10 protein-coding genes are annotated in these 11,819 nt (G+C 67.3%); 5 read left to right on the top strand and 5 right to left on the bottom strand.

Annotated elements, in window-relative coordinates:
* Positions 1–104 precede the first annotated feature (104 nt).
* On the top strand, positions 105–809 hold the full coding sequence (locus ASG92_RS14150; protein ID WP_056629385.1) for an alpha/beta hydrolase: 705 nt from the start codon (positions 105–107) through the stop codon (positions 807–809).
* Between the two features lie 64 nt (positions 810–873).
* Here the strand turns inward: ASG92_RS14150 and ASG92_RS14145 are convergent, their stop codons facing one another.
* Positions 874–1,431, bottom strand: a complete 558-nt coding sequence (locus tag ASG92_RS14145) for a hypothetical protein (RefSeq protein ID WP_056629383.1) — start codon at positions 1,429–1,431, stop codon at positions 874–876.
* Positions 1,432–1,630: 199 nt separating this feature from the next.
* On the opposite strand from ASG92_RS14145, the gene ASG92_RS14140 reads away from it, so the two are divergent.
* Both ASG92_RS14140 and ASG92_RS14135 read left to right on the top strand, forming a co-directional pair.
* Positions 1,631–2,380 carry a TetR/AcrR family transcriptional regulator gene (locus ASG92_RS14140; protein WP_056629382.1) on the top strand — a complete coding sequence of 250 codons (750 nt, stop codon included), beginning with the start codon at positions 1,631–1,633 and terminating at the stop codon, positions 2,378–2,380.
* Between the two features lies 1 nt (position 2,381).
* Positions 2,382–4,928, top strand: coding sequence for an MMPL family transporter (locus ASG92_RS14135; RefSeq protein ID WP_056629381.1), 2,547 nt, complete (start codon positions 2,382–2,384; stop codon positions 4,926–4,928).
* 55 nt (positions 4,929–4,983) lie between these two features.
* Here the strand turns inward: ASG92_RS14135 and ASG92_RS14130 are convergent, their stop codons facing one another.
* The 4 genes from ASG92_RS14130 to ASG92_RS14115 all read right to left on the bottom strand — a co-directional run bounded on the left by ASG92_RS14130 (position 4,984) and on the right by ASG92_RS14115 (position 8,988).
* Positions 4,984–5,667 carry a response regulator transcription factor gene (locus ASG92_RS14130; RefSeq protein WP_056629379.1) on the bottom strand — a complete coding sequence of 228 codons (684 nt, stop codon included), beginning with the start codon at positions 5,665–5,667 and terminating at the stop codon, positions 4,984–4,986.
* Positions 5,660–7,036: a histidine kinase gene (locus ASG92_RS14125; protein WP_056629666.1), complete on the bottom strand. Its 1,377-nt coding sequence runs from the start codon at positions 7,034–7,036 to the stop codon at positions 5,660–5,662. The genes ASG92_RS14130 and ASG92_RS14125 overlap by 8 nt, the downstream gene beginning before the upstream one ends.
* 185 nt (positions 7,037–7,221) lie before the next feature.
* Positions 7,222–8,682: an HNH endonuclease signature motif containing protein gene (locus ASG92_RS14120; protein ID WP_056629377.1), complete on the bottom strand. Its 1,461-nt coding sequence runs from the start codon at positions 8,680–8,682 to the stop codon at positions 7,222–7,224.
* Between the two features lie 3 nt (positions 8,683–8,685).
* Positions 8,686–8,988: a hypothetical protein gene (locus ASG92_RS14115; RefSeq protein ID WP_056629375.1), complete on the bottom strand. Its 303-nt coding sequence runs from the start codon at positions 8,986–8,988 to the stop codon at positions 8,686–8,688.
* A gap of 136 nt (positions 8,989–9,124) precedes the next feature.
* Between ASG92_RS14115 and ASG92_RS14110 the strand changes: the two genes are divergently transcribed.
* A complete protein-coding gene (locus tag ASG92_RS14110) occupies positions 9,125–9,802 on the top strand; it encodes a nucleoside triphosphate pyrophosphatase (RefSeq protein WP_056629373.1) in 678 nt (225 codons plus the stop codon).
* A 124-nt stretch (positions 9,803–9,926) separates the two neighbouring features.
* Positions 9,927–11,741 (top strand): biotin carboxylase N-terminal domain-containing protein, encoded by a 1,815-nt coding sequence (locus ASG92_RS14105; protein ID WP_056629372.1) that lies wholly within the window; start codon positions 9,927–9,929, stop codon positions 11,739–11,741.
* Positions 11,742–11,819 lie beyond the last annotated feature (78 nt).

Here is an 11,819-nt window from a genome sequence, read left to right as displayed (position 1 = left end):
GCGGGTAGCCGTCAGCCACCCTTCACGAGAACCGTTCCCCGGGAATCCCCCGGGGAACGGTTCGTTAACCCCAAATAGCCGGCGGGGCGGGGTAGGGTACGGCCATGGACATCATTCTGGTTCCCGGGTTCTGGCTGGATGCGTCATCGTGGTCGGAGGTCACGCCGCCACTGGTTGCGGCCGGACATCGCGTTCACCCGCTCACGCTGCCGGGGCTGGAGTCTGTCGATGCACCGCGGGCGGGCATCGGACTGCGCAGCCACATTGACGCAGTCGTGGCGGCCGTCGACGCCATCGACGGCCCGGTGGTCCTCGTCGGCCATTCCGGCGGAGGCGCCATCATCCACGGTGCCGTCGACGCACGTCCGGACCGCGTTGCCCGCGCCGTGTATGTGGACAGTGGCCCGCTCGGCGAGGGCGGAGTCATCAATGACGAACTGCCGGCCGAGGGGGACGATGTGCCGCTGCCGCCGTGGGAAGGCTTCGAGGAGGCCGACCTGACGGATCTGGATGACGGGCTGCGGGCCGCGTTCCGAGCACGGGCCATCCCGCAACCGCGGGGCGTGGCCCAGGATCAGCAACGCCTGCACGACGTCCGGCGTTACGACGTCCCGGCCACGGTCATCGCGTGCGAGTTCCCGTCCTCGCTGCTCACGGAATGGATCGATGCCAGCCACCCGTACGTGGCGGAACTGGCACGCATCAACGACGTCGAATTCGTGGACCTGCCCACAGGGCACTGGCCCCAATTCACCAAGCCCGCCGAGCTCGGTGCGGCCATCCTCGCCGCGGTTGACCGCGCCGCCTGAACCACGCCCGGCGACGGGCTTGGTTAGACGGGCGTAGTTACAGGCCGGCAAGCCCGCCGCAGCGTTAGTGCCCGCCGCCGATCACGCCCTTTTCCACTGCCTTGGCCACGGCGTCCGCCTCAGCCTGCGTCAGGGTGCCGTCCGTTACTGCCTGATCCAGCCGCGGCTTCAGCTCCGCCGCCCGGCTCTTCAGTGCCTCCGTGCGCAGTTCTTCCAGTGCGGCCTTCACCTTGGCCTCGTCAATTCCGAGGGACTTTGCCAGGGACGCGGCAAGCGCCGCCTCCCTCGCCGCGAGGTCCGGCTCTTGTCCCTCCGTTCGGGGTGCCGTGAGCCGGTTGGCCTCGCGGAACGCCCTCAAAGCGTCCGCCACCTTGGCTTCGCCGACACCCAGCTTGGCCGCGAGCGCGGCAGCCTGCGCACCGCGATCACCGTGGCCGTGTCCATGCCTGCCGCCGTCCGGCCAATGCCCGTCGGGAGCTGGAGTGCCGGAAGGGCTGCTGGCACTGGGCGTGGGGGTCGGAGTGGCCGTCGTTGCCGCCGCCATCCCCGTTACGCCGAACCCGGCACCAAGCGCCACGGCCGCCGCACCGAGGCCGAGAGCCAGTTTCTTTGCACGCTTCATGATCTTTCTCCTGGATCTGCCGTACCGTGACGGCGCCGTCCTCGCTGGCCGTGCCGGCCATGGGACCAGCTTGCACCGCGGACATAAACCGGGCCTATGAGGGGGCTGTGAACTACATGTGAATCCGGCCGCGAACCTGTGAGCCAGTCCCTGCGGAATATTCTTGCGCAGAGTGCAAACATGCACGTAGTGTAAGTGCGTGCCAACTTCCACTTCTCCCGACGCCGTGCCATCCGCCGTTCCTCCGTCCCGGCGTGAACTCAATAAGGCCGCAACTCGACAGGCCATCTCGGACTCCACCCTCGAACTTCTGCGCAGCCAGGGGCCCGGCAATTTCACGGTGGAGGACATCGCCGAATCGGCAGGCATCTCGCGACGCACGTTCTTCAACTACTTCAGCAGCACCGAGGCCGCCATCGCGTCAGTCACTCACGGCTTTCTCGACACCGCCCTGGAGCAGTTCCGCCTCCGCCCGGCCGACGAACCCATCCTGGAGTCGGCCCGCGCTGCGCTGGTTGAGCTGGCCGACCCCATGACGGTCGCACCGATGGCCGAGCTCTTCAGCCTGACGCAGGCCAGTCCCCTGCTGGCGCGCTCCGAGCTCGAGGCCTGGGACCACTGCACGGAGCAGATCATCGCTGCTGCCCGCGAGCGCGCCGCCCAAAACCCTGCCGCGGAGATGGACGAGCTCTACCTCCGCGCACTTGCAGGCTCTGTCATCTCCTGCGGCAAGGCCGCCATGGAAGTCTGGTTCAGCCGCTGCGGCACGGACCTCTCGGCGGAATCCCTGTCCATCCTCCGGCAGCTGCTGATCGATTCGATGGGCCTGCTGGGATCCGGCTTCGCCGCTCCGTCGCGGAATGGCCCGTCCACGACGCTCCAGGACTCCCCGTCCTCCCGGTTCCAAGCATCCGCCTCCTCCGCCCCGCACTCCTCAGAACGGTCCTGACATGGCACTTCTCCTCTACCGCCTCGGCAAGTTTTCCTACCGCCACCGGTGGCTCGTCATCTCGCTGTGGCTGGCGGTCCTCGTGGCCGTCGGCGGTTCCGCAGCCGCATTCCACGGAACCATGTCCAACAATTTCCAGATCCCTGGCACAGAAACCCAGCAGATGGCGGACAAGCTCAAGGAGGAACTGCCCTCAGCATCGGGCGGCTCCGCCGGGATCGTCTTCGAAGCCAATGACGCCCGGTTCAGCCAGGCCGGCAAGGATGCCGTGTCCGCCGCACTGACAAAGCTCTCTCGCCTCCCTGACGTCCAGGGGACGGTGGACCCGTTCGCCACGCAGGCCCAGCTGGACCAGGCTGCCGCCGACGTCACAGCCGGCGAACAGAAGGCGGCTGCAGGCAAGACCCAGCTGGACAAGGCCGCCGCAGAACTCGCCGCCGGCAAGGCCCAGCTGGAGGCTGCCGAACAGCAAATGGCCGCTGCGGGACTTCCGCCGGAAGCCATCGACTCCCAGCTCGGGCAGCAGAAGGCCGCCCTCGCCGCCGGTCAGGAAAAGCTCGACGCCGGAACCAAGGAACTCGAGGCCGGCAATGACAAGCTCGCCCTCGGCAAGCGCCAGCTGGACGCCTCCCGGGGCATGCGCTTCGTCTCCGAGGACGGCAAGGCCGCGATCGCCCAGGTCCAGTTCAAGACGTCCATCAACGGCCTGAAACCTGAGGTCCGCCAGCAAGTCCAGGACATCGCCAAGGAAGTCTCCTCGGCCGGGGTAACTGCCCTGCCCAGCAAGGAAATCAGCGAGGACGTCTCCGAGATCTTCGGCATTGCCGAGATCATCGGCATCGCCGTCGCGGCCCTCGTCCTGATCCTCATGCTCGGCACCCTTGTCGCCGCCGGTCTGCCCCTCCTCATGGCGCTGCTGGGCGTGGCCGCCGGCGTTGGCGGCACGTTTGCGCTGAGCGGGGTTGTCGACATGAGCTCCATCTCCCCGATGCTGGCGCTCATGCTCGGCCTCGCCGTCGGCATCGACTACTGCCTGTTCATCGTCAACCGCCACCGCAGCCAGCTGCTGGCCGGCATGGACGGCGAAGAATCCGTGGCCCTTGCCACCGGAACCTCCGGCAACGCGGTGCTCTTTGCGGGCCTGACGGTCATCATCGCCCTCGCGGCCCTCGTCGTTCCGGGGCTGCCGTTCCTGGCGGTGATGGGCCTGTCCGCCGCCGCAACGGTGGCCGTCGCCGTCGTCGTCGCCCTGACCCTGACCCCCGCGGTGCTCTCGCTCGTCGGCCGGAAGCTGATCTCAAAACGGGCCTGGGCCAAGGCTGAGAAGCACAACGCCGACCCCGACCACGAGACCGCGGACCGCGCCAAGGACGAACACCGCAGCAGCCACGGCTGGGGCGGACTCGTCACCAAACACCCCGTGATGGCCACGCTGGCCGGCGTCCTGCTGCTCGGCATCGTCGCCTTGCCGGCCAGCCAGTTGAGGCTCGCCCTGCCGGACGGCGGTTCTGAACCCGTCGATTCCCAGGCCTTCAAGGCCTACGACGTGACCAGCCGCAGCTTCGGCGAAGGCGCAACCGGCCCGATCGTCGTCGTCGGCGACCTCCCCGGGGGCCTCAGCGAAGCCGAGGCACAGGCAAAGCGGCTCGACGTCGCGGACGTCCTCCGCAGCACGGAGAACGTGACCGCCGCTATCCCGGTAGCCTTGAGCGAGGACCGCCGCACCGCCGTGTTCCAGGTCATCCCCAAGGAGGGACCGGCCAGCGCCAGCACGGTTGAGGTGGTCTCCGAGCTCCGCGCCGAGAAGGCCGCAATCGAGGAATCCACCGGAGTCAGCATCGGCCTGACGGGCCAGACTGCGGGCAACATCGACGTCTCCACCAAGCTCGGCGACGCCCTGCCGCCCTACCTGGGGATCGTGGTGGGGCTCTCGCTGATCCTGCTGCTCCTGGTGTTCCGCTCTGTTGTGGTGCCGCTGCTTGCTACGGGCGGGTTCCTGCTCTCACTGGCCGCCGCCTTCGGGGCCGTGGTGGCGGTCTACCAGTGGGGCTGGCTCGGGACTATGTTCGGCGTCGATAACCCGGGTGCCGTGCTCAGCTTCCTGCCCATCATCCTGATCGGTGTGCTGTTCGGCCTGGCCATGGACTACCAGGTGTTCATTGCCTCGGGCATGCGCGAGGCATTCATGCACGGCGAATCGGCCAGGCACGCGGTCCGCTCGGGCTTCAGCCACGCCGCTGCCGTGGTCACCGCGGCCGCCATCATCATGGTCAGCGTGTTCTCCGGCTTCATCTTCTCCCACCTGAACATGGTCCGCCCGCTCGGCTTCGCGATGGCTTTCGGCGTCCTGGTGGACGCGTTCGTGGTGCGCATGACGATTGTCCCGGCCGTGATGTACCTGCTCGGCGACAAGGCCTGGTGGCTGCCGCGCTGGCTGGACCGCATCCTGCCCGACGTGGATGTGGAAGGCGCGAGACTCCGCAAACCAAGCACGACGGCGGCCGGCGCCTCCGCGCCCGAACCCGCCGAGGTCCGGGCCGGCCAGTAGCCGCAGCCGCTGAACCGCAGCCTGGCTGCGGGGCGCGACGTTGCCGTGTGCCGGTTCAGTTGCCTAGCAGACGGCGTTCGTAGGCGAACGCGACTAGCTGGAGCCGGGTACGGAGTTTCAGCTTGTCCAGCACGCTGCGCAGATGAGTCTTGACGGTGGCTTCGGAGACGAACAGGCTCTCCGCCATTTCGCCGTTGCTCAGGCCTTTGGCCGCAAGTAGAAAGACGTCCCGCTCCCGCACGGACAAAACGTCGAGGACGGACAAGTCCGGCCCCATGACGGGAGCGCTGCGGGCGGCATGTTCAAAGAGTGAGTGGATGGATCCTGGCGCGACGACGGAGTATCCGGAGTGAACGGTGCGGATGGCTGCCAGCAGGAATTCCGGTTCCGCGCTCTTGAGCAGATACCCGCTGGCCCCGGCTTGGACCGCCTGCACCACGGCCTGATCCCGGTTGAATGTGGTCAATGCGATGATTCTGGGCTTGTCCGTGCCGGCTGCCTCGGCGTGCTGCACGATCCTCCGGGTGGCTTCGACGCCGTCAAGGACAGGCATGCGCAGGTCCATCAGCATGACGTCCGGGCGCCATTCGGCTGCCAGGGTGACGGCCTGTTCCCCGTCGCCCGCCTCGCCCGAGATCTCCATGTCCTCTTGACTCTCTATGAGCATGCGGATGCCCGCACGGAACAGGGGCTGGTCATCCACTAAGGCAACGGTGACGCGTGCGCCTGCATCAGCCACGGTCGCCCGCTTCCGGTCCAGTCGCTGTCTGCCGCGCCAGGCCTGATCCGGCCGGCACTGTATGGGCTTCCGCGCCGGCAATCTCGGTGAGGGAGCCCTCGGCATCGGTGAGGGATGTGTCGTTGCCAGGGCGGGTTTCCCGGGTTCCGTAGGGGATGAAGACCGTCACCCGGAAATGCTCGCCGTCCGGTCCGGCCGTCAGCCAGCCCCCGGCGAGGTGGGCGCGTTCACGCATGCCCGGAAGTCCCCGCCCGACCCGGGGCAGGACTGGATCATCGGCGGTTTCCTGGTCGATGGGTGCTATTTCCGAGGCGACGTGCAGGGTGAGGCCGGGCCCGGTCCAGTCAAAGTGGAGCCGCACATCCGTGCCGCGGCCGCCGTGCTTGAGGGCATTGGTCAGGCATTCCTGGACGATCCGGAAAACCGCCACCTGCTGGCCCGTCGAGAGCTCCACGGGAGTCCCGGACTCGCTGGAGTGGATGTTCAAACTGCCGCGCTGCATGCCTTCGATCAACGGCTTGACATCGCTCAGCCGGGGCTGGGGCGTCACCAGGCCGTCATCACGGACTCCCTCGATCACGCGTTGAGCATCCACGAGTGCGCTGCGGGCTGACCGGGCGATGGTGTCAAGGGCATTGAGGACGGCCGCGGGCTGGCCCTTGCTCAGGTAGCGGGTTCCGTCTGCCTGCGCCGCGATGACAGCCAAGGAATGGGCGAGGACGTCGTGGAGATCCCTGGCGATGCGTGTCCGCTCCTGCTCCACGATCAGGTCGATCTCGGTTTCCTTCAGACTGTTCTGGGCAAGCTCACGGGCCCGGAACAGGTTGCCCCGTTCCTGGTAGAGGGCCAGTAGAAGGCCGACGACGGCACAGGCTCCCGCGATCACTAAGAGGAGCGCGAACAACTGCCAGCCATACGTCATGAACATCGGCCTGTCACCGTAATACAGGGGAATGAACCAGCCGACGCCCCCGCCGTATCTCCACGAGAGCATCAGGACGGTCATCAGGGCCACGAACGCCAAATTGGCGCCGGCAGCGATGTAACGCATCTTGGGTGGGGCCGTCCACAGGATGAAGCCCAGAGCGACGAATGAGCCGACGTAGATGGCCCAGTGATTGGAAGCCATTGCCGGGATGGAATAGCTCAACTGCCCGGCGAGCAGCGCGGCCGTGAACCCCAGAGAGACCAGCGGTTTCCACGAGGCCGTGGCAACAGCCAACGTCATCAGGGCCAGTGGCCAGTTCCCTGACCATGTCAGCCAGGACCCTCCCATCCTGCCTGCCTCGGCCACGCACCAGAGGGAGAAGAAGATGACGGCCGCCACGGGGGCGCCCCAACGCCGTGCAAATTTCAGAACTGGTTCCATGCCTGTCACCATATCCACGGCAATCATCCTGTCTCGTCCGGATCACTGCAATCTCAACCTAAAAGCCAAATGATTCATTCTTAGAGCCAGTTTCAGGGCGCCTCTGCGGGACCCACAGAACTTCCGTCGCACCGGCCTGTGCGTCAGCGACGATGGTTAGAAACCGCCACGGCTGCGTTGCCGGCTCAGGCCGCGAGCGCACTTTCGCGCGGCGCCGCCTCGCGTCGCCGGGCACGCTTGCGAACCTTCGCATGCCGCCGTAATTCACGCCGGCAGGCCTCTGCATCCGAAGTGTCACCCTGCGTTCCCGGCAGCGGGGGTGCAGTGGAGCGGTAACTGTGGCCTGTCGGAGTCCGGATCTCGAGAGTGTGCCGAACCTGCCCCGCCCCAACGGGTCCGGGGCGGGGCTTCACCGTCCAACCGGGGGTCTCTTTGGTGTGGTTGCACGCTTCGCAGAGCCCGGCACCGTTCCCGTCGGTGGTGGTGCCGCCGCGGTACCAGGGAACGATGTGGTCGTAGTGGCGGACCGGAGCATCGCAGTACGGGGTGCGGCAGGTGTCGTCGCGGGCCTGGATGAAGCGGCGCAGCCCGGCGGGGAATAGCCTGGCGCGGGAGTCCATCGCGACGAGCTCCCCGGCACCCGGCGCCGTGTAAAGCCGTCGCACCCAGGCGTCAACGTCGTCGGAAGCGGCGGTCCCGCTTTCCATTGCAGCGGCTCCGCGGACGGCACCCCTTGCCCAGCCTGCCGGAACCACACCGTAACCGGGGAGCCGGGCAGGCTCGGAGTCGCCCTGGAACAGCGTGCGGTCGGTCATGATGAGCTGGATCTCGATCCCCGTGATCCCGCCGGGGGTGCCGGTGGTCCGTTCGACCAGGGCGTCGGCCATGATCTGGCCCCGGGACCGTTCATCCCCGTCGGAGCGGAGGGAGTCCGCGTGGCGGCTGAGCGCTGCGTGCACGGCCACACCGGCCGAGACGGGCAATAGGGCGGTCAGGTAGCACATGGTGTCCGGAGCGGGACGGAGACTGACGTGCCGTTCGGTGGCGGCGTGGGCGGCGCGCTGCGTGACGGAGCGCGGGTCGCGGCGATAGGCGGCGGTACGGGCGGCGGCCACCAGTGCCCGGTCTCCTACACCGGTCAGCGTCCCTGCGTCGGGCGCGAGTTCCTCATCGACGCTACACCGGTCCGCGGAGGACAGACACGCCGTTTCGCGCACCAGCAACGTGGCCCGCCACTCGTTCAGCTGCCCCGCCTCCAAGGCAGCGAGCGTGTGCGGCATCTCAATCACCAAGGCCTTGGCCAGGCCCAACAACCGGTTTCCCTTGGCCGGGGATTCGCGACGCGCGAGGGCAATCTGTGCTCCAATGCCTTCCCCGAGCCGGTCAGCGGGGATGCCGGCGTCGGACTGCTGCCGGCGCTGCAGCTGGTCAAATGTGACGGACAGCCGGGCCTGACGGGCAGCCAAGGCAGACTTTCTGTCTTCCAGTGTCCGGATCTCATCAATCAGGCGGGCACCGTCCTGCTCGGCCGTGCCTCCGCTCAGGGCTAAGGCTGCATCGTCCGTGGCCGGCCCCTGACCGCAGCTGCAGCCGCAACCGCACCCGGCTGCAGCCGGAGCCGGGTCGGACCCCCAATTACCGTCCATAGCTCAAGTGTCCCGGTGGGCTCTGACATTAAGGGCGATCACGTAAATGAGGGCCCGCCGAAGCCGGTCAACCGCTTCGGCTGCCATCGGGGAGGTCCCCATCCCGGACGTAGCTACCGGCACACGGTTGAGGACAACCGCCACTTCAAGACGCGTCCTAACAGTGCTCAGTGCAGAGCTCAGCTCGTCCAGCCCCCGGCAGTGTTCGATCAGCGCGGCATAATCCTCGGGCAAAGTCATTTCCCGAAGCGCGCGGTTGCCGATCGTGAGCAAGCCACGGAGGTCGTAATCATCGCGTCCGGCCATTGCTGAGGCCCCTTCCGGTCCCTGATTCCGTCGATGATGCAAGTGTCCCTGTGGGCTGTGACATTTAAGGGTCACCCTTTGCAGAGGACCCGAAACGGCTTCCGCGGCTAGATGTATTAACAACTAGGCTGGAGCGGTGACCCGCCTCATTCTTGCCTCCCAGTCCCCCGCCCGCACCAAACTGCTCAGCAACGCCGGCATCGCCCACGAGGTCCTCGTCTCCGATGTGGACGAGGACGCCGTCCAGGCCCACTACGGCGTGACCGACCCGCACGACACCGCCCTCCTGCTGGCGCGCGCGAAGGCCGAGGCCGTGGCCTCCCTGCCCGAGGCCGACGGCGCCCTGGTGATCGGCTGCGATTCGGTCTTCGAGTTCGACGGCGAGGCCCACGGCAAGCCGTACACCGCCGAGGTGGCCAAGGAACGGATGCTCCGGATGAGCGGCAGCATGGGCGTGCTGCACACCGGCCACTGGCTGGTGGACTGCCGGGACACCGACGACTCCGACGACGGCGGCCGCCCCGGCTCCGGCGCGACCCTCGGTTCCGTCTCCTCCGCCGAAGTCCACTTCATGGACATGAGCGAAGCTGAGATCGACACGTACATCGCCACCGGCGAGCCGCTCCAGTGCGCCGGGTCCTTCACGATCGACGGCTACGGCGGGGCCTTCATCCGCAAGGTCGACGGCGACCCCCACACCGTCGTCGGGCTCTCCATCTCCACCCTGCGCGGGCTGCTGGGCCAGGCGAATGTGGACGTCACCGAGCTTTGGACGGGCGGCGCCATCGATCCCGCCGAGGTCCGGGCCGAATGAGCGAGATGGAGGCTTCTTGTAGCAACCCTACAAAGGAGAGGCTTCCTACGCGCGGATTCCGCCAGTAATATCGGCGGAATCCTCAAAATCAAGCTAGGCTCCCTGAAGGAAAGAAGGAGACGCCTTGTCAGTTAAGCCGGAGCAGTCCGCAGGTCCAGTGCACGCAAACCTCACGAAGGTCCTGATCGCGAACCGCGGTGAGATCGCAGTCCGCATCATCCGTGCAGCCCGCGACGAAGGCATCGCCTCCGTCGCCGTCTACGCCGACCCCGACCGCGACGCCCTGCACGTCCGGCTGGCCGACGAGGCCTACTCCCTGGGCGGCAACACCGCCGCCGAGTCATACCTCGTGATGGACAAGCTGATCGAAGTGGCCCGCCAGTCCGGCGCCGACGCCATCCACCCCGGCTACGGCTTCCTGGCCGAGAACGCCCAGTTTGCCGCGAAGGTCATCGACGCCGGCATCACGTGGATCGGCCCGTCCCCGGAGGCAATCACCGCCCTCGGCGACAAGGTCCAGGCCCGCCACATCGCCGAGAAGGTGGGCGCACCGCAGGTTCCCGGCACCGCGGATCCGGTGGAGTCCGCCGAAGAGATCCTCGAATTCGTGGACAAGTTCGGCCTGCCCGTGGCCATCAAGGCTGCCTTTGGCGGCGGCGGACGCGGCATCAAGGTGGCGCGCACCCGCGAGGAAATTCCGGAGCTCTACGACTCCGCCGTCCGCGAAGCTGTCGCTGCCTTCGGCCGCGGCGAATGCTTCATCGAGCGCTTCCTGGATTCCCCCCGCCACGTCGAAACCCAGTGCCTCGCGGACGCCTACGGCAACGTCGTGGTGGTTTCCACCCGCGACTGCTCCCTGCAGCGCCGGAACCAGAAACTCATCGAGGAAGCACCGGCACCCTTCCTCACCGAAGAGCAGAACCACCGCCTGTACGAGTCCTCCAAGGCCATCCTCAAGGAAGCCGGGTACCTCGGCGCCGGAACGTGCGAGTTCCTGGTCGGCCAGGACGGCACCATCTCCTTCCTCGAGGTCAACACGCGCCTGCAGGTGGAGCACTGCGTATCCGAGGAAGTCACCGGAATCGACCTCGTCCGCGAGCAGTTCCGGCTTGCCCGCGGCGAGGAACTGGGCTACAGCGATCCCGAGGTCCGCGGCCACTCGATCGAATTCCGCATCACGGGCGAGGACCCGGGCCGGAACTTCATGCCCGCCCCGGGCACCATCACCACGCTGAAGAACCCCACGGGCCCCGGCATCCGGATCGACTCGGGCGTTGAGCAGGGCGACGTCATCAGCGGAAACTTCGATTCCATGCTGTCCAAGCTGATCGTCACCGGCGCCAGCCGCCCCCAGGCCCTGGAGCGCTCGCGCCGCGCCCTCGAGGAGATGGTGGTGGAAGGCATCCCCACCGTCATCCCGTTCGACCTTGCCGTGGTCAGCGACCCCGCCTTCGCCCCCGCCGAAGGGCCCTTCAGCGTCCACACGCGCTGGATCGAGACCGAGTTCGTCAACGACCTTCCCGCCTGGACGCCCGACGGCGCCGCTCCCGACGCCGAGGAAGCCGGCGAACGCCGCACCGTGGTGGTCGAGGTGGGCGGCAAGCGCCTTGAAGTGGCACTCCCCGCCTCCCTCGGATTCAGCGGGGCAGCCTCCAGCGCCGCTGCGAAGCCGGCCAAGTCCAAGAAGCGCAGCCGCTCGGGCGGCGCCACCGCGGCGGCCGGCGGAAATTCGCTGACCTCCCCCATGCAGGGAACCATCGTCAAGGTGGCCGTGGCCGACGGCGACGTCGTCGCTGAAGGCGATCTCGTCGTCGTGCTTGAAGCGATGAAAATGGAGCAGCCGCTGACCGCGCACCGTGCGGGCACCGTCACCGGCCTGTTGGCCGCCGCAGGCCAGACTGTGGCCGCGGGCGCCGTCATCGCAACGATCGAGGATTGAGTCGATCGGGGACTAAGAACGCATGAAAATGCCCGGTGTGAATGGCGAATTCTAAGGGTCGTTGCAACACCGCTGGCG

It is taken from the genome of Arthrobacter sp. Soil736, from assembly GCF_001428005.1.
Classification (GTDB): Bacteria; Actinomycetota; Actinomycetes; order Actinomycetales; family Micrococcaceae; genus Arthrobacter.
This window is presented reverse-complemented; position numbering and strand designations above follow the sequence as displayed.